Consider the following 16,869-nt stretch of genomic DNA (forward strand, 5'->3'; position numbering starts at 1 on the left):
GGCGTTCCAGGAGAACACAGCGGGACACAGCGGAACGCAGCGGCGCGGTTATTCGGGGACAGCTTACGGTTTGCCCCACTCTTTCGCGGCACAAATGAAAACGCCGTCATCCGGCGGGATGACGGCGTTGAAATAGCCAAAGTGATCGGAGCGAAACCACCATGCGTTGCCCCCGCAACGCACGGCTGAACACCCTAAGCCAGCCGCTATTTGGACTTGTGCTTCTGCGTGTGGGTTTCGGCCTTCGGGCGGCTTGCCGCACCCTTCGACGCCTTGCTGGGCGCTGCGCTGGAAGCTTTTTCCTTGACCGGCTCGGATACCTTCACGACTTCCGTGCGTGCGCGACCGTGTTTCTTATCATAGCGCGACTTCGAACCCGACTCCGCGACGCGCGTGCCAATTCGTTCCACACCACCGCCCGAGACATTGGTCGCGAGGCGCTCCGGCCCCGGCTCGCTCGGCATCGCCTTGCCCACGGGCACGTGCAGCACGAGCACCTGGCCCGGCGCGACAGCGTCGCGGCGCGTCTTGTTCCACGCCTTGAGCTGGCCGACCGAGACGCCATAACGGCTCGCAACCGCGTCCATCGACTGCTTGCGGCGCACGCGGATCAGCATCTTGCGCGTGTCGGGCACGTCCGGCTCCATCGCGAGCACGGCGCTTTCGGCCACGTCGGCGCTGATGTCTTCGTCGTCGGCGTCGTCGGTGCGCGGCACCACGAGCGTCGAGCCCGGCTTCAGGCGCATGCCCGCCGGAATCTTGTTGACCGACATGAGCGTGTCCGCGTCCACGCCGATCTTCTGCGCGATGGCGGCGGGCGTGGTGCGCGCGTCGGTAGTGTAGACCGTCCAAGACGACAACTGGCCCGAATACGACTTCAGGTTGCGCTCGAAGGCACTGGCGTTATCGAACGGCAGCAGGATCTGCGGATCGGTCGCGCCCAGGATGACGGGCTTCTTGAACGACGGATTGAGCGTGCGGAACTCGTCGGGCGTCATGTTCGCCAGCTTGGCGGCGACATCCACGTCGATATCGTGCGAGGTGGTGACGGTGACGAAATACGGGTGATTCGGGATGCTGGGCAGCGTGAGACCGTATTGCTGCGGGTTCATCACGATGTTCTTGACCGCCTGGAGCTTGGGCACATAGTTGCGCGTCTCGTTCGGCATGCGCAGGCTCTGGTAGTCGGTCGGCAGGCCGGCCGCCTGGTTGCGCGCGATGGCGCGCTGCACATTGCCCTCACCCCAGTTATATGCGGCCAGCGCCAGATACCAGTCGCCGAACATGTCGTGCAGGCGCGAGAGGTAGTCGAGCGCAGCGCTGGTCGAGGCCAGCACGTCGCGGCGTTCGTCCTGCCACATGTTCTGCTTGAGGTTGTAGGTCTTGCCGGTGCCCGGCACGAACTGCCACATGCCCGCGGCCTTGGCGACCGACAGCGCCTGCGGGTTATAGGCGGATTCGATGAACGGCAGCAGCGCGAGTTCGGTCGGCATATGCCGCGCTTCGAGCTCTTCGACGATGTGGTACAGATATTTTTGCGAGCGCTCGGTCATGCGCGCGACGTAGTCGGGACGCTCCGCATACCACTGGGCGTTCATATCGACGAGATCGCTTTGCAGATCGGGCATCTGGAAGCCGCGACGGATGCGGCCCCAAAGGTCGGCGTCCGGGCTCGTGAGCTGATCGACGGAGCCTTTGTCGACGTTAATCGTTTCTTTCGCGGCGGAGGTCTTGCGGATGGCGTCGGCGCGTGCCTGCGGATCGGCGGGAGAAAGTGAGCTGGCTGAATTCGCGTTGGGTCCCCCGCTCGCACAGGCGGCGAGCGTCAGGACCAGCAGCGCGCTTAGGATAAATCGCATGAACGTCTACTTGCAATGGCTGGAATTTGCAGCCGATAGTACGGAACGCACACGTTTACGTCAATCGGATTAATTGGAAAAAAACCATGCAAATCCGCAGCTTGGATAATGTTCCATACGTTTGGGTTGAGCATACCCACGCTAAGCGGTGGGTTAGCGGAACCTGTTTTTCCATTCGCGCATCAGCGTGAAAGCGGCGAGCCGGTCGGTGACCGTTTCGTGCAGCGCTTCAGCCAGCGTCGCCTGCACTGCGGGATCGTCGGCGCGCAGGAACGGGTTCACCGCACGCTCGTGCGCGATCGTGGTCGGCAAGGTCGGCACGCCGCGCTCGCGCAACGCGGACGCCTTGCGGCTCCAGTCCTGAAGAGCCGTATTGTCCGGATCGCAGGCCAGCGCAAAGCGGATATTCGAGAGCGTATATTCGTGCGCGCAGTGCACGTGGGTCGCGCCCGGCAGCGCCGCGAACGAGTCGAGCGACGCCAGCATCTGCGCAGGCGTGCCCTCGAAGAGGCGCCCACAGCCGCACGCGAACAGCGTGTCGCCACAGAAGAGATGCGGCGTGCCAGCGGCGCCAATATTAGCGGCGTCCTGAAAATAAGCGATATGGCCGCGCGTATGGCCCGGCACGTCCATCACCTTGAAATCGAGCGCAGGGGCGTCCAGATGCACGACATCGCCGCCCTTCACGCGCGTGACGAAGGCATCGAGCGGGCCGAGCGCCTCGCCAGCCGGGCCGTACACGGGCACACGCTCATCCGAAAGAAGAGCGGCCACTCCACCGACATGGTCGTTGTGGTGATGGGTGAGTAAAATAGCGGCGAGCCGCCAGCCCCGCTTCGCCAGATAGGCGCGAACCGGCGCGGCGTCGCCCGGATCGACGGCAACGGCGTTGCAGCCGTCCGATACGACCCAGATATAGTTATCTTCAAATGCCGGAACCGGTACGTATTCGAGTTCAGCGGCCGTTGCGCCGGGGTGATTGACCTGCGCGCTCGCGTGCTCAAGCGGACTCTTCATGGGGCGACGTATTCTTCGACATGTCTGACCGAACGATTATAGACTGGCCCGCCTGGACCGCTTCGCCGGCTGGAAGGTATGTGCTCGGCTGGGAACAGGAACAGCTCGACCGCATGGTGTCGAACGTATTCGGCTACCATGCGCTGCAGCTCGGCCTGCCGCAGGTCGACGCGCTGCGCGAAAACCGCATGTCCTGCCGCGGCCTCGTACTCGATGCCGCCAGCGCGGCAAGCGCGCCCTACACCGTGCCCGGCGCACAACCGCCGCGCGCGCCCGCGCTGCATACGCCAGACGGCCGCAGCGCGGTCTGGTGCGACTATCTCGATTTGCCGTTCGAAGCGCAGAGCGTCGATCTGATCGTGATGCCGCACACGCTCGAATTCACGAGCGACCCGCACCGCCTGCTGCGCGAAGCCGAGCGCGTGCTGATGCCCGAAGGCCAACTGGTGATCGTCGGCTTCAATTCGCTGTCGCTGTGGGGCGCGCGGCAATCGGCGGGCAAGCTCACGGGGCATCCGTTCCTGCCCGCGCGACAGGACCTGATCGCGTTCACGCGCCTGAAGGACTGGATCAAGCTGCTGGGGTTCGAGCTCGAGCGCGGCCGCTTCGGCTGCTACCGGCCACCGCTTTCGACCGACAAGTGGCTGGGGCGTTATGAATTCATGGAGGCCGCCGGCGACCGCTGGTGGGCGATCTTCGGCGCGGTGTATATGGTGACGGCGATCAAGCGCGTGCGCGGCATGCGCCTCGTCGGGCCGCTGAAGGTCAAGAAACCCGTGCTGGCGCCGAGCCTGAAGGCCGCTGCCACCACACCATCCCCTACACGCAACAAGGACTCATGAGCACACCCGATTTCGTCGAGATCTATACCGACGGCGCCTGCAAGGGCAACCCCGGCCCCGGCGGCTGGGGCGCGCTGCTGCGCTTTGGCGCGCAGGAAAAAGAACTGTTCGGCGGCGAGCCCGGCACGACCAACAACCGCATGGAGCTGATGGGCGTGATCGCCGCGCTCGAAGCGCTCAAGCGCCCGTGCAAGGTGATCGTGCATACCGACTCGCAATATGTACAGAAAGGCATCAGCGAGTGGATTCACGGCTGGAAGAAGAAAAACTGGATGACGGCCGCCAAAACGCCCGTCAAGAATGACGACTTGTGGAAGCGGCTGGACGCGCTGGTCGCGCAGCATCAGGTGGAATGGCGCTGGGTCAAGGGCCATGCCGGCCACCCGGAGAACGAACGCGCCGACGCGCTCGCGAACCGCGGCGTCGCCACGCTCACCGAACTCTGAGCCGGGCGCACCACCCTCGCCTCATTCGCCATTCAAGACTTTCGCTTCACGTCCGATACAAGCCCGATACCCCATGCGCCAGATCATTCTCGACACCGAAACCACCGGCCTGAACCCCCGCACGGGCGACCGCATCATCGAAATCGGCTGCGTCGAACTGCTGAACCGCCGCCTGACCGGCAACAACCTGCACTTCTACGTGAACCCGGAACGCGATAGCGATCCGGGCGCACTCGCGGTCCACGGCCTCACGACCGAGTTCCTTTCGGACAAGCCGAAGTTCGCCGAGGTCGCCAACGAGATCCTCGACTTCATCCGCGACGCCGACATCATCATTCACAACGCGCCGTTCGATATCGGCTTTCTCGACGCGGAACTCGCGCTGGTCGGCAAGCCGCGCTTCCTCGATCACTGCGGCGAAGTGATCGACACGCTGGTGCAGGCCAAGCAGATGTTCCCGGGCAAGCGCAATTCGCTCGACGCGCTATGCGACCGCTTCGGCATCAGCAACGCGCACCGCACGCTGCACGGCGCACTGCTCGACTCGGAACTGCTCGCCGAGGTCTACCTCGCGATGACGCGCGGCCAGGAAAGCCTCGTGATCGATATGTCGAGCGCGGCGGAATCGGCAGGCGAAGTGGCGACACCGCGCGTGAAATTCGATACACTCTCGCTCCCGGTGATCGCCGCGAGCGCCGACGAGTTGAGCGCGCACGAAACGCTGCTCGATGGACTCGATAAAGCGATCAAGGGCACGTCGATCTGGCGTACCCAGCCGGTGCCCGCAGAAGAAATTGCAGCGACTACGCAAAATACTTAAAAAAGGGCTTTACAAGATTGAAAATGCCCGGCATAATTTCAATCTCTTCGGGTGGTTAGCTCAGCGGTAGAGCACTGCCTTCACACGGCAGGGGTCACTGGTTCGATCCCAGTACTACCCACCAGGATTCTGGTGTTGGTAAAGACAAGCACCGAAGATAAAAAGCCCCGTTGCGCAAGCAACGGGGCTTTTTTCATTGCTGGGCGCATGAGAACACGGCACGCGCCCAAACACCTCACTCTCCTCCCGCCTCCATCCCAATCCCGCGCGCCATCCCGGTCGCGGCGAACACCATCACCACCACCAGCACCGTCTGCCACACGCCAATGCGCGCGTACTTCGGCGCGGCGGTCAGATCCGGCACATCGCCGCGACTCACCGCCGAACGCCAGCGCACCAGCGCTCTCATCGGCGCGATCTCCAGCAAGAGGATCAGCACGAGCGCAGCCATCTTCACGTGAAAGAGCGGCTCGTGCAGGTAGTAATCAGCGCCCTTCTCGAAGCCGCCGAATGCGCGCGCTGCGCCGGTCAGGATCAGCACGACGGCAGAGCCGCCCCAGCCGTTGTCGGCGCGGAAGATCAGCGGCAGGTCTTCGGTGGAGGTACAGCGGCGCAGCCCACGCGTGCGTCGCAGGATCGAGGCGAGCGCAAAGCCAAAGGCGAGCAGATGGATGGCGGCAAGCAACCAGCGTATGAGCATTGCGACTCCTTCGGGACAACGACGGGATCGGCAAGCATGCGCGAATCGAAGTGAATGCGACTTCGCGCAGGAACGGCTCGTGAAGCGGTGCAGCCTGAAACTTTGACCACCCGGCCGAGCCAGTCGACCGGGCGTGATGGATTACGCCTGACTCAGCGCCGTGTCGAGCGCGCGAGCCGCTTCGCGGTCATTCACGGTCGCGAGACGCACGCGGAAGACGGTCTGGCGGTTGTGCCCCGCCGCCGCCGGCGAATCCCACAACAATTCGATTCTCGGACGGCGTTCGCGGGTCGGCGTGTGCGTTGGCGTACGCGCGGACGCAATGGGAACGAGGCTCGTGCCAGGCGTAATGGACGTAGCGGACGGAGCGGGTGTAACAGACGTCACGGGCGTCGCGAGCGGAGCCGTTGCATCCACATCGACATCGGCAGAAGCCGCGACGTCGCGAGGCACAACCGCGGCGGCTGCGGCACGAGTTGCAGCCGATGTTGCAGCCGATTGACTCTCGCCAGCCTGCGGCCAGCGCACCGACAATTCACGCGCATCGTACTGCCCGAGCTTGCGGCTTTCGAGCCACACGATGGTCGTGCGCGTGGCGGCATCGATCGACACGGCGTAGCGTCCGATCGCGAAGCGGCGCGCCGCGATATTGGTCCGCCACAGCGCGCGCGGACGGCAAATCCACACCACGGCCGCATAGAGCGCGGGCGCAACAACGAGCCAGCCGTTAGTTTCGGCGACTGCATGCACGGCGCGCCGCCAGCCGGCAAACCACACAAACGCGCCGATCGACCAGAGCGCAAACAGACAGCCCAGCAGCCCGAAAAATCGCAACGCCTGACGCAGCCATTGCGGCAGCGGATGGAATGGCCGCTCGACGCGCGCGCGGGCGCCCGGCAGCACGATCAGCAGAAACAGAAAAACGATATTCAGACACGCGACCGGCGACGAAGCCATCGCCTCCAGCGCCGTGAGGAAGTGGCTCATCTCCCCCATCGAATGGAGCCAGCGCGCCAGGATGATCAGCCCGATCGCGCGCAGCGCGAACAGCGTCCCGGCACCTGGAACGGTGGCGGCGCGCGTCGGTCGGGTTCTCGGCAAGGCTCTCTCCTGTGTCGATCTGGGTGGGGGCTTGAGCCCCTTGCTCGGGTCCCATGCAAAGCTGTCGCTGTGGTCTTGCGCTGATTTCATGAGCTAGCCGCGATTTGCGCGGAACGGCCATTATAGGGACATTGCCCACGCTCCTCACGCTCAAGGGCGCAGGCGATACACCGCTTGCGTCGTGCTTGCCAAGGTAGCGCAGATACGACAACGCCCCAGTGCGCGGGCACGGGGGCGTTAGTGTGACACTGAACGCGCGCGGCGCGTTCAGAACAGCTTTAAAGCTTAGCTGGCGTTGACTTCGCGCAGCACGGTGCGGCGCTTCTGGCGCAGCATTTCTTCGTACACGGCGACGTAGTTCCTGGCCATGACCTTCGACGAGAAGCGCGATTCGAATGCAGCACGCACCTTTGCGCGCGGCAGCGTCGGCAGGCGCTTGAGTGCGGCGACTGCGCTGATTTCGTCTTCGACGACAAAACCCGACACGCCGTTTTCGATCACTTCGGGCACCGAGCCGCGCTTGAACGCGATCACCGGCGTGCCGCACGCCATGGCCTCGATCATGACGAGGCCGAAGGGCTCCGGCCAGTCGATCGGGAACACCAGCGCGTGCGCGTTGCCGAGGAATTCACGCTTTTCGGCTTCGCCGATTTCGCCGATGTACTCGACGTGCGGCAGCGCCATCAGCGGCTTGATGACTTCTTCGTAGTAGGCGCGGTCGGCCTTGTCGATCTTGGCGGCGACCTTGAGCTTCATGCCCGCCTGGCCGGCGATGCGGATCGCGCGGTCAAGACCCTTCTCCGGCGACACGCGGCCGAGGAAAGCGAGGTAGCCCGGCTCGACGTTGGGGATCGGCGTGAGCACGTCTTCCGGCAGGCCGTGATAAACGGTCTGCTGCCAGTTGGCTTGCTGCAGCGGCAGACGCTGGTTGTCCGAGATCGAGACGACCGGCACGTCGCTGAACGCGTTGAAGATCGGCTGCAGTTCCGGCAGGTCGAGACGGCCGTGCATCGTGGTGACGAACGGCACTTCCTGACGCTGGAACAGCGAGAACGGGTAATAATCGATGTGGAAATGCAGCACGTCGAATTCGTCGGCGCGGCGGCGGACTTCTTCGAGCAGCAGCATGTGCGGAGCCATCACGTCGCGGATCGTCGGGTCGAGGCGCAGTGCCTGCGGCCAGAACGCTTCGAGCTTTGCCGAGGTGATCGAATCGCCGCTTGCGAACAGCGTGACGTCGTGACCCTGCTCAACCAGCGCTTCGGTCAGGTAGGAGACCACCCGTTCCGTGCCGCCGTAGAGCTTGGGAGGAACCGCCTCGTGCAAGGGAGCGATTTGAGCGATTCGCATAGTGGTGAACTCCTTCCTCGTAATAAATCGGGCTAAGTGCTACAAATTTGACAATCGACCTTGCGTGCTGCGGCATCCTTGCCGCGCGCCTCACCAGGCGTTCCATACCGCTAACCTCGCCGGCAGCCCGGCACACAGAATCCGACGCAGTTGTGAAGTGTGGAAAGACACATGCGGCGGCTCAGGCGGTAAACGCGCAGGGTTCGCGGTCGTTGACATGCAAGCTGTCAAATTCCCTACGCTATTCGAGACGGCATTATCCGGGCTTGCGCCCGCTACCGGCTAGAACATTTCAAAGTCTTTACGTTGTTACAAACCGGAAACACTCCGCAACCCACTGTTTTCAAAGACAGTTCTAAATTAGGGGCACGTTTTCCCGGCAACGCGCCGTTACTACGGCCACATCCCGAACGGTTTGCAACATCGGCAGCATCAGGACAAAGTGTCAGATGGACAAGCACACGACAATCCTGAATGCAATCCGTAATTGTATCTCTAAAAGCGCCCTGAAAACCTGTTGAACCTCTGGCGCGACATGCTGTCGGGAAGGAACACGCTGCATCGCCCGCTCGCGATAAGATTCGCCTCCCGCCGGGCACAAGCGATGCGTCATGCGCCACGCGTGTTTACAATGCGGGGATCCACCAAGGTTTGCCGCTGGCGCCTTTCTTCCTCTTTTACTACCTTGCACGGACCAAGCTCCGTCAGACCGACCACCGATCAATTGGAACATCTGACCATCGCCCAGCGTAACGCCCACAACGCAAAGCTCGCGAGCTATGCGCGGCATCCGCTCGCGTTTCTTTTCCGCTATATCAAGCGCCACCCGTTCGCTCATGCCATCGTGCTGGCCAGCGTGTTTGCAGCCGTCGGCTGCGCGCTCGCCTCGCAGTACGCGATCAAGCATCTGATCGATGTGCTCGGCGCGGGCCGCCACCATCCCGGCCCGCTGTGGACTGCGTTCGCCATCCTCGTGGGCCTGATCGCCGCCGACAACCTGCTCTGGCGGGTCGGCGGCTGGTTCGCCGCGCACACTTTCGTCGCCGTGACCGGCGACCTGAGGCGCGACCTGTTCCAGTATCTGAGCGGACACTCACCCACCTATTACGCGGAGAAACAGCCCGGCACGCTGGCAAGCCGGATCACTGCCACCTCCAACGCCGTCTACACCGCCGAGAACACCACGGCGTGGAACGTGCTGCCACCCTGTATTGCCGTGGCCGGCGCGATCGTCATGATCACCGCGGTGAATCCGCTGATGGCCGGCGGACTGCTGCTTTGCTCGGCGATTCTTTCGGTGATTCTCTTCAAGCTGGCCGGGCGCGGCTCGGCGCGACACCATACGTTCGCCTCCAAGGCGGCCGCTGTGGACGGCGAGCTGGTCGACGTGATCGGCAACATGGCCCTCGTGCGCGCCTTCGGCATGACGTTGCGCGAGCAGAATCGCTTCGGCGCGACTGTGAAGGCCGAACTCGACGCCCGCCGCTCCAGCCTGCTCTATCTGGAAAAGCTGCGCCTGCTGCACGCCGTCATCACGGCGATGCTTTCGGCCGGTCTGCTCGGCTGGGCGCTGTGGCTCTGGAACGAAGGTAAGGCAACGTCCGGCGACATCGTGCTGGTCAGCTCGCTCGGCTTCACGATCCTGCACGGCACGCGCGACCTCGCCGTGGCGCTGGTGGACGTGACGCAGCACGTCGCGCGTCTGGCCGAAGCCGTGCAGACGCTGCTCGAGCCGCACGGCATGCCCGATCGCAACGACGCGACCGAGCTGGTCGCGCAAGGCGGCCGTGTAGATTTCGAAGGCGTGACCTTCGCCTATCCGCACCGCAAGCCGATTCTCGACCACTTCGACCTGCATATTCAGGCCGGCCAGCGCGTGGGTCTGATCGGCAAGTCGGGCGCGGGCAAGACCACCGTGCTTGCGTTGCTGCAGCGTTTCTACGAGACCCAGGGCGGCGCGATCAAGATCGACGGGCAGGACATCGCCCAGGTCACGCAGGAGAGCCTGCGCCATTCGATCGCACTGGTGCCGCAGGATATTTCGCTGCTGCACCGCTCGATCTACGAGAACATCGCCTATGGCCGTCCGGAAGCCAGCCGCGACGAAGTCATCGCCGCCGCCCGCGAGGCACGCTGCGCCGACTTCATCGAAGCGATGCCCGAAGGCTACGACACGATCGTGGGCGACCGCGGCGTGAAGCTCTCGGGCGGGCAGCGCCAGCGTATTGCGATTGCGCGCGCGATCCTCAAGAACGCGCCGATCCTGCTGCTCGACGAAGCGACCTCGGCGCTCGACAGCGCATCGGAAGAAGCGATCCAGCAGGCGCTCGACCGCCTGATGGTGGGCCGCACCGTGATCGCCATTGCCCACCGGCTCTCCACGCTCAACAACTTCGATCGCATCATCGTGATGAGCACCGGCAAGGTTATCGACGACGGCACGCCCGAAGAACTGCGCAACCGTCCGGGCCTTTACCGCGATCTGTTGTCCAAGCAGTACGGCAAGCACTCGACGCTGCACCTGGGCAACAAGAAAAGCGACGAGAAACACGTCGCCTGAGGCCCACGCCCTTCACGGCCCGTCAAAGTAAAAAAGCCGCTTCGAATGAAGCGGCTTTTTCTTTTCCGGTGTCCGGATCAGCGCCCAAACGATCAGCTCGGATCAGCTCAGTCCGGTCAGATCGCGCATGAAGCGGTCGCGCCATACCGAGACGTTGTTCTCGCGCAGTTGCACCATCATGTCGTTGTAGCGCGCGAGCCGTTCGGCCAGCGGCATGGCAAGCGCGGTGGAGAGTGCGTCGGCCATGCCGTCGATATCGAGCGGATTGACGATCAGCGCACCCGACAGCTCCTGCGCCGCGCCCGCGAAGCGCGAGAGCAGCAGCACTCCCGGATTTTCGGGGTCCTGCGCCGACACGTACTCCTTCGCCACCAGGTTCATGCCGTCACGCAGCGGCGTCACATAGCCCACATGCGAGGCGCGGAACAGCGCCGCCAGCACGGCCCGCTCGTACTGTCGATGGATGTACCAGATCGGCGTCCAGTCGAGTTCGGCGAAACGGCCGTTGATACGGCCCGACTCCGCCTCCAGACGCAGGCGGATGTCCTGATAGGCGTGCAGATCGGCACGCGTGGGCGGCGCGATCTGCACGAACGAGACTTTGTTGCGCTGCGCGGTCGAATGCTCCAGCAGCCGCTCAAAGGCGCGAAAACGCTCGACCAGCCCCTTCGAGTAATCGAGCCGGTCCACGCTCATGATGACCTTGCGGCCATGCAGCGTGGACTTGAGCGTGCGCACCGGCTTGCCGCGTTCGCCGGCCTTGGCCAGTTCCGCGACTTCGTCGGGATAGACGCCGATCGGATAGTCGTTCACGCACAGCGTCTTGCCGAAGGCGTCGACGCGCGTGAGGCCGTCGGCGCGCTTTTCGACCGTGCCGCCCGCTTCGTTGACGATGTAGTCGCAGAACGCGCGCACGTCAGGCTTGGTCTGGAAGCCGAGCAGATCGAACGAGCACAGCGCTTCCACCAGTTCGCGATGCGGCGGCACCGCCAGCAATACCTGCGAAGCCGGAAACGGAATGTGCAGGAAGAAGCCGATGCGGTTTTTCACGCCCGCCGCGCGCAGCGCCTGGGCAAACGGAATCAGATGGTAGTCGTGGACCCAGATGACGTCGTCTTCGTGCAGCAGCGGCACGAGCTGCTGCGCGAGCCACGCATTGACGCGGCAATAGCCTTCGTATTCGTGGCGATCGTACTGAAGCAGATCGGCGCGATAGTGGAACGCGGGCCACAGCGTGGCGTTCGAGAAGCCGCGGTAGTACTGGTCGTAGTCGCGGCGCAGCAGGCCGATGGTCGCGAAGGTGACCGGGCCGCGCTCTTCGAGCTGGATCTGCGGCTGGCCCGAGGAGAGCACATCGCCGCTCCAGCCGAACCACATGCCGCCGGTTTCCTTGAGCGCGTCGTACACGCCGACCGCGAGACCGCCGGCGGCCGGGCCGCCTTCGGAGATCGGCGCGACCCGGTTCGACACGATGATGAGTCGGCTCATGAGTTACAGATTCCGTGCTGGGGTGAAACAGAGCGCGTCCATGCCGGCGATGCGGGCACGGACGCGAAGACTGATAGGGCCGACACAGCGGCCACTGAGGCAATCGAAGGCAACGCGGACATCAGGCGCCAAGCGCCGCGAGCCACGCAAGCAGTGCATCGACCGAATCGACGCGCGTGCGGGCGATGGTCTCGCCGCCGCCGACCTTGATCGACAGGCCGCCCATTTCATTGACCACGGCGAAGCCTTTTTCGTCGGTCAGATCGTCGCCTGCGAACACGGGCGTGCGGCCCGCGAACGGCGGCTCGTTCAGGAAGGCGCGCAGCGCGCGGCCCTTGTCGACATCTTTTGGCTTGATCTCGTAGACCATCTTGCCGGGCTGCAGCACGTAGGCATCGGCGAATTCGGCGGCGAGCTTTTCGGTGGCCGCACGCGCGGTGCTTTCATGCTCCGGCGCGTTGCGGTAGTGCAGCGCGAGCGCGGCGCCCTTGATCTCCAGCAGCATGCCGGCATGCGTGCGCACCACTTCCGCCAGCACGCGCTCCATATGCAGCAGGCGCTCGTCGTGGAAACCGACGCGCTGGGTATCGCCATTGGCGTCGCGGCGCTCGGCCCCGTGCAGGCCGGCAATCGGCAGATCCGGCATGCCGAGGAAACCGTCGATGCTGTCGATGCCGCGGCCGGAGACGATCGCCACCGCGCCGTGCGTCGCTCGCCGCAGCGCGCCGAGCAGCTCCAGCATCTCGGGCTGCACCAGCACGCCGTCGGGCGTGGGCGCGAGGTCGACGAGCGTGCCGTCGAAGTCGAAGAAAAATGCCGTCCTGTCGAACGGCAAGTCAACCGGAAGGTCTTGCGAAGGATGGTGCGGAGGTTGTTGCATCGCGTTCGTTTCGTCCCTCGGCGCGTGGGCCGGGTAAGCGTCCGGCGGGCTCGCGCCTGCCGGGCAAAGTGAGCGCATCTTACCGCGCATCACTTCAATTTTCGAGAAAAGAGGTCTCGCAGGCCGTTTTTAGCGGCATTTCGGGCCGTATCCAGCGGTTTGGCGCGCATTTCGATGCCAGGGCTCCTGGCCGGGCCAGATGCATCGGACGACGCCAGGATCCATCCCTAAACCCGGCCATAACAGCCGGCCTGCGACCGCGAACGTTCAATTTTGCTACAGTCCATCGACATGCCGCAGCCAGCCGCGCTGCGTCGAACCTCAATCGAGCCGTTGAAAAAGCCTTTGTTTTCGATCCTCGCCGCGTTGCCCGCTTTGCGCCTCGCGTTGCGCCTGTACCGCCCGATCCGTCAGACGGCCGTGAACACGGCGCTGCTTTCGGCGCTTGCCGGCACGGCGCTACTGGGCGCGTGCTCGCAGCCCAGCGCGCCCTGGCAGCTCACGAACGTCAGCGGCCACCTGCCCGATCTCGATTTCGCGCTCACCGCCGACAACGGTCAGCCAATGCACGCCACGGATCTGCGCGGCGAGACGACGCTCGTGTATTTCGGCTACACGCATTGTCCCGATGTCTGCCCGGAAACGATGGCGCGTCTGATGCAAGTGCTAGCAAAACTCGGCCCCGATGCGCAGCACGTCCGCATTCTTTTCATTAGCGTCGATCCAGCGCGCGACACGCCGCAGGCGCTGCATGCCTATGTGGACGCCTTCGATGCGCAGCACGCGCTGGGTTTGACCGGCAGCGACGCGCAGGTCGAATCGCTTGCGAAGCGCTATCGCGTGGCTTACCAGATGGAAAAGCGCGACCCCGACGGCAGCTACGAAGTCACGCACAGCTCTGCGGTCTATGTGTTCGACGCGCAGGGCCGTGCGCGCCTGCTCGCCACCGACAAGGACACGCCAGACGCCATCGCCCACGATGTGCGCCGCGTGATCGACGCGACCGACGCGCCGGTCTGAGCCACACCCGCCACAGGAACCCCCATGACGACAAAACTGAAGTCCATCACCGCCGCTTTCGGATGCGCCCTCGCCTGCGCTTTTGCTGCATTCGCGCCGGTGGCGCACGCCGCAGGCGCTGGACTGAGCGCGCAGAATGCCTGGGTGCGCTGGCTGCCGAACGACCTGCCCGCGGCAGGCTACGTCACGCTCAAAAACGATAGCGAGCAGAACGTCGATCTCGTCGATGTTTCGAGCGACGACTACGGCATGGTGATGCTGCATCAGACGGTCTCGAACGGCTCGACGCAGCAGATGGTGATGGTGCACAAGGCAACGGTGCCCGCGCACGGCACGCTCTCGATTGCGCCAGGCGGCTATCACCTGATGCTGGAGCACGCGAAGCACAAGATCGCGCCGGGCGACATCTTGCACATGAAGCTGAAGTTCTCGGACGGCACGACACTCGACACGCCGTTCGCGGTGAAGCCGCCGTCGCAGCAATAAGCAGGCAATAAGCACGCAATAAGCAGGTAATAAGCCGCGATGAACCCGACTCCCTAAGCCCGCGATGAACCCGCTCTACTGGCTCGATCCCTGGGAACCGTCGCCGACGGTCGTCATCGCCATCGCCGTGGCGGCGATCCTGTTCGCGCGCGGCAAACGTCACGCGCGCGTCTCGCTCGCGCGGCAGATATCGTTCTGGTTCGGCCTGGGCGCGCTCTACGTTGCGCTGCATACGCGGCTCGATTACTTCTTCGAGCACGAGTTCTTCATGCATCGCACGCAGCATCTCGTGCTCCATCATCTCGGCCCGTTCTTCATCGCGCTGGCCTACCCGGGCGCGGCGTTGCGCGCGGGCATCCCGTTCGCGTGGCGGCAGCGCTTCGTGCGGCCCGCGCTGGCCGCGCGGCCGGTGCGCATGGCGCTCGATATCGTCATGCATCCGGTCGTGGCCGTGACGCTCTTTGTCGGGCTGATCTATTTCTGGCTGCTCTCGCCGATTCACTTTATCGCGATGCTCGACTGGCGCCTCTATCGCGTCATGAACTGGAGCATGGTGATCGACGGATTGCTGTTCTGGTGGCTGGTGCTGGACCCGCGTTCCGCGCCGCCCGCGCGCCTCGCGCCCGGCAAGCGCGTGCTGGTGGTGATCGCGGCGATCCCGCCGCAGATTATCCTGGGCGCGTTCATTTTCTTTACGCCGCGCGAGTTGTATCCCGTCTATTCGATCTGCGGGCGGGCGTTCACCTGGCTCTCGCCGATGCGCGACCAGCAGATCGGCGGCCTGCTGCTGTGGATTCCGGGATCGATGATGAGCGTGATCGGCGCGCTGATCGCGCTGCGTCACTGGATGCGGCTGTCGGCGCGCGGGCGTCTCAAGCGCGCGCGGCCGGCACGTGCGCCGCGCGGCGCTTCAGGGGCCGCGCAGCAAGGCTAGGCGCTGGTTACTCAGACCTCATCCAGACGTGCGGGATGCCGTCTTCATCGTGAATATCTGAAACGGGCTTGAAGCCGAACGCCCCGTAGAACTTCTGCAGATGCGCCTGGGCATGCAGCCGCATCGGCACGCCGGGCCATTGCTTTGCGATATGTCCAATCGCGCGTTCGAGCAGGCCATTGCCGAGCTTGATGCCGCGAAAATCCGCCGCCGTCACCACACGGCCGATGCGCACATCGGCGTCGTTCGCATCGTGCAGCAGCACGCGCAGATAACCCGCCAGCCGGCGCACGCCGTCACGCTCGCCCCAGGCGAACAGATGCCACGCACCGGCGTCGAGTCCGTCGATATCGCCATACACGCAGTTCTGCTCGACCACGAACACCGCCGAGCGCAGTTCGAGCATGGCGTAGACATCGCGCGCGTTGAGGTCGTCGAAAGCGCTCCACTGCCACACGAGTTGCGCGGCAGAGATGGAGGAAGGCACGGCGGGAGACTGCGCAGTCATGGAATTTCCATCGAAGCTTGCTGAAAGGCTGATTATGCCTTGCGGCATGCGCGGCTCACAAACCTCGCCGAAGCCCGATGTGAGATGTTACTTGCGTCACTTGCGCCGGCGCGGCGCTTCAAACTTGCGCCAGTATTGAAACGGCTCTTCGTGCAGATCGATATCGAGTTCGACGATGCGGGCCTGCATGCGCTCCTGCGCCTCGGCGATCGCGCGGTTGTAGACGGCCGGACCGATCTCTTCGAGGAAAAAAGCCAGCAAACCGCCCGCGGCGATGTTGCCAATCGGCTCCTCCATATTCGCTTCGAAGTAGCGTTGAATCGACGCGATCGCCGCTGCGCGTTCGTCTTCGGGGAGTTCGATGGGCATGGGGAGGTCCGGAAGAAAGTGTTCCGGTATTGTGCCTGCACGCATTGCACGTGGATCACACAAGGTACGGTGGCACAAAGCCCAGCGCAGAAAAAAGAAAAGCCACCCGAAGGTGGCTTTTCTCGTCTTACCTGGAGGCGCGAGCCGGAGTCGAACCGGCCTAAACGGCTTTGCAGGCCGCTGCATAACCGCTTTGCTATCGCGCCAAAAGCGGACTGTTTGTGCGAATGCCTTTCGGCTCGCCAAACAAAAGGGGAAGCGCTGCTTCCCCTTTCGAATTGGAGCGGGAGACGAGGCTCGAACTCGCGACCTCAACCTTGGCAAGGTTGCGCTCTACCAACTGAGCTACTCCCGCATAACCTACCGTACTGCTTGACCTGCCTGGTGCCTCGTTTCACATTTTTGCACAACGCTGCACCTTAATATGGAGCGGGAGACGAGGCTCGAACTCGCGACCTCAACCTTGGCAAGGTTGCGCTCTACCAACTG

16 protein-coding genes and 3 tRNA genes are annotated in these 16,869 nt (G+C 63.8%); 8 read left to right on the plus strand and 11 right to left on the minus strand.

Annotated elements, in window-relative coordinates:
- Positions 1–206: 206 nt before the first annotated feature.
- The gene (locus tag VG320_RS15285; protein WP_327200935.1) at positions 207–1,859 is read right to left on the minus strand and encodes a transglycosylase SLT domain-containing protein; all 1,653 of its coding nucleotides are present in this window, start codon (positions 1,857–1,859) and stop codon (positions 207–209) included.
- Between the two features lie 153 nt (positions 1,860–2,012).
- Positions 2,013–2,876, minus strand: a complete 864-nt coding sequence (gene gloB, locus VG320_RS15290; RefSeq protein WP_327200936.1) for a hydroxyacylglutathione hydrolase — start codon at positions 2,874–2,876, stop codon at positions 2,013–2,015.
- Positions 2,877–2,896: 20 nt separating this feature from the next.
- Between gloB and VG320_RS15295 the strand changes: the two genes are divergently transcribed.
- The 4 genes from VG320_RS15295 (at position 2,897) to VG320_RS15310 (ending at position 5,108) form a co-directional block, all read left to right on the plus strand.
- Positions 2,897–3,718 carry a class I SAM-dependent methyltransferase gene (locus VG320_RS15295; protein WP_327200937.1) on the plus strand — a complete coding sequence of 274 codons (822 nt, stop codon included), beginning with the start codon at positions 2,897–2,899 and terminating at the stop codon, positions 3,716–3,718.
- A complete protein-coding gene (gene rnhA / locus VG320_RS15300) occupies positions 3,715–4,164 on the plus strand; it encodes a ribonuclease HI (protein WP_327200938.1) in 450 nt (149 codons plus the stop codon). The genes VG320_RS15295 and rnhA overlap by 4 nt, the downstream gene beginning before the upstream one ends.
- A 73-nt stretch (positions 4,165–4,237) precedes the next feature.
- Positions 4,238–4,984, plus strand: coding sequence for a DNA polymerase III subunit epsilon (dnaQ, locus tag VG320_RS15305; protein ID WP_327200939.1), 747 nt, complete (start codon positions 4,238–4,240; stop codon positions 4,982–4,984).
- 49 nt (positions 4,985–5,033) lie between these two features.
- A tRNA-Val gene (locus VG320_RS15310) sits at positions 5,034–5,108 on the plus strand.
- Positions 5,109–5,219: 111 nt separating this feature from the next.
- On the opposite strand, the gene VG320_RS15315 is transcribed toward VG320_RS15310, so the two are convergent.
- The 3 genes from VG320_RS15315 to VG320_RS15325 form a co-directional block, all read right to left on the minus strand.
- The gene (locus VG320_RS15315; RefSeq protein WP_327200940.1) at positions 5,220–5,684 is read right to left on the minus strand and encodes a DUF2214 family protein; all 465 of its coding nucleotides are present in this window, start codon (positions 5,682–5,684) and stop codon (positions 5,220–5,222) included.
- Positions 5,685–5,825: 141 nt separating this feature from the next.
- Positions 5,826–6,785: a hypothetical protein gene (locus tag VG320_RS15320; protein WP_327200941.1), complete on the minus strand. Its 960-nt coding sequence runs from the start codon at positions 6,783–6,785 to the stop codon at positions 5,826–5,828.
- 285 nt (positions 6,786–7,070) lie between these two features.
- Positions 7,071–8,135, minus strand: a complete 1,065-nt coding sequence (locus tag VG320_RS15325) for a glycosyltransferase family 4 protein (RefSeq protein ID WP_327200942.1) — start codon at positions 8,133–8,135, stop codon at positions 7,071–7,073.
- Positions 8,136–8,859: 724 nt separating this feature from the next.
- On the opposite strand from VG320_RS15325, the gene VG320_RS15330 reads away from it, so the two are divergent.
- Positions 8,860–10,695, plus strand: coding sequence for an ABC transporter ATP-binding protein (locus VG320_RS15330; RefSeq protein WP_327200943.1), 1,836 nt, complete (start codon positions 8,860–8,862; stop codon positions 10,693–10,695).
- Between the two features lie 102 nt (positions 10,696–10,797).
- On the opposite strand, the gene otsA is transcribed toward VG320_RS15330, so the two are convergent.
- Both otsA and otsB read right to left on the minus strand, forming a co-directional pair.
- Complete coding sequence (otsA, locus tag VG320_RS15335; protein ID WP_327200944.1) at positions 10,798–12,183, minus strand: alpha,alpha-trehalose-phosphate synthase (UDP-forming); 1,386 nt, start codon at positions 12,181–12,183, stop codon at positions 10,798–10,800.
- Between the two features lie 121 nt (positions 12,184–12,304).
- Positions 12,305–13,063 (minus strand): trehalose-phosphatase, encoded by a 759-nt coding sequence (gene otsB / locus VG320_RS15340; protein ID WP_327200945.1) that lies wholly within the window; start codon positions 13,061–13,063, stop codon positions 12,305–12,307.
- Between the two features lie 291 nt (positions 13,064–13,354).
- On the opposite strand from otsB, the gene VG320_RS15345 reads away from it, so the two are divergent.
- From VG320_RS15345 to VG320_RS15355, 3 genes are all read left to right on the plus strand, one after another.
- Positions 13,355–14,083 (plus strand): SCO family protein, encoded by a 729-nt coding sequence (locus VG320_RS15345; protein WP_414696050.1) that lies wholly within the window; start codon positions 13,355–13,357, stop codon positions 14,081–14,083.
- Positions 14,084–14,107: 24 nt separating this feature from the next.
- Complete coding sequence (locus VG320_RS15350) at positions 14,108–14,569, plus strand: copper chaperone PCu(A)C (protein ID WP_327200946.1); 462 nt, start codon at positions 14,108–14,110, stop codon at positions 14,567–14,569.
- A 64-nt stretch (positions 14,570–14,633) separates the two neighbouring features.
- Positions 14,634–15,503 carry a cytochrome c oxidase assembly protein gene (locus tag VG320_RS15355; RefSeq protein WP_327200947.1) on the plus strand — a complete coding sequence of 290 codons (870 nt, stop codon included), beginning with the start codon at positions 14,634–14,636 and terminating at the stop codon, positions 15,501–15,503.
- Positions 15,504–15,510: 7 nt separating this feature from the next.
- On the opposite strand, the gene VG320_RS15360 is transcribed toward VG320_RS15355, so the two are convergent.
- From VG320_RS15360 to VG320_RS15375, 4 genes are all read right to left on the minus strand, one after another.
- The gene (locus VG320_RS15360) at positions 15,511–16,011 is read right to left on the minus strand and encodes a GNAT family N-acetyltransferase (protein WP_327200948.1); all 501 of its coding nucleotides are present in this window, start codon (positions 16,009–16,011) and stop codon (positions 15,511–15,513) included.
- Positions 16,012–16,107: 96 nt separating this feature from the next.
- Complete coding sequence (locus VG320_RS15365) at positions 16,108–16,380, minus strand: DUF2164 domain-containing protein (protein ID WP_143886034.1); 273 nt, start codon at positions 16,378–16,380, stop codon at positions 16,108–16,110.
- 132 nt (positions 16,381–16,512) lie between these two features.
- Positions 16,513–16,586 (minus strand) — tRNA-Cys (locus VG320_RS15370).
- Between the two features lie 73 nt (positions 16,587–16,659).
- A tRNA-Gly gene (locus tag VG320_RS15375) sits at positions 16,660–16,735 on the minus strand.
- Between the last annotated feature and the right edge of the window lie 134 nt (positions 16,736–16,869).

The sequence above is a fragment of the Paraburkholderia sp. genome, assembly GCF_035948235.1.
GTDB lineage: Bacteria > Pseudomonadota > Gammaproteobacteria > Burkholderiales > Burkholderiaceae > Paraburkholderia.

What these genes read in the sequence shown, in the direction of transcription:
- VG320_RS15285 (WP_327200935.1), bottom strand. Translation starts at nt 1,859, where the DNA reads ATGCGATTTATCCTAAGCGCGCTGCTGGTCCTGACGCTCGCCGCCTGT.
- gloB (WP_327200936.1), bottom strand. Translation starts at nt 2,876, where the DNA reads ATGAAGAGTCCGCTTGAGCACGCGAGCGCGCAGGTCAATCACCCCGGC.
- VG320_RS15295 (WP_327200937.1), top strand. Translation starts at nt 2,897, where the DNA reads ATGTCTGACCGAACGATTATAGACTGGCCCGCCTGGACCGCTTCGCCG.
- rnhA (WP_327200938.1), top strand. Translation starts at nt 3,715, where the DNA reads ATGAGCACACCCGATTTCGTCGAGATCTATACCGACGGCGCCTGCAAG.
- dnaQ (WP_327200939.1), top strand. Translation starts at nt 4,238, where the DNA reads ATGCGCCAGATCATTCTCGACACCGAAACCACCGGCCTGAACCCCCGC.
- VG320_RS15315 (WP_327200940.1), bottom strand. Translation starts at nt 5,684, where the DNA reads ATGCTCATACGCTGGTTGCTTGCCGCCATCCATCTGCTCGCCTTTGGC.
- VG320_RS15325 (WP_327200942.1), bottom strand. Translation starts at nt 8,135, where the DNA reads ATGCGAATCGCTCAAATCGCTCCCTTGCACGAGGCGGTTCCTCCCAAG.
- otsA (WP_327200944.1), bottom strand. Translation starts at nt 12,183, where the DNA reads ATGAGCCGACTCATCATCGTGTCGAACCGGGTCGCGCCGATCTCCGAA.
- otsB (WP_327200945.1), bottom strand. Translation starts at nt 13,063, where the DNA reads ATGCAACAACCTCCGCACCATCCTTCGCAAGACCTTCCGGTTGACTTG.
- VG320_RS15345 (WP_414696050.1), top strand. Translation starts at nt 13,355, where the DNA reads ATGCCGCAGCCAGCCGCGCTGCGTCGAACCTCAATCGAGCCGTTGAAA.
- VG320_RS15350 (WP_327200946.1), top strand. Translation starts at nt 14,108, where the DNA reads ATGACGACAAAACTGAAGTCCATCACCGCCGCTTTCGGATGCGCCCTC.
- VG320_RS15355 (WP_327200947.1), top strand. Translation starts at nt 14,634, where the DNA reads ATGAACCCGCTCTACTGGCTCGATCCCTGGGAACCGTCGCCGACGGTC.
- VG320_RS15360 (WP_327200948.1), bottom strand. Translation starts at nt 16,011, where the DNA reads ATGACTGCGCAGTCTCCCGCCGTGCCTTCCTCCATCTCTGCCGCGCAA.
- VG320_RS15365 (WP_143886034.1), bottom strand. Translation starts at nt 16,380, where the DNA reads ATGCCCATCGAACTCCCCGAAGACGAACGCGCAGCGGCGATCGCGTCG.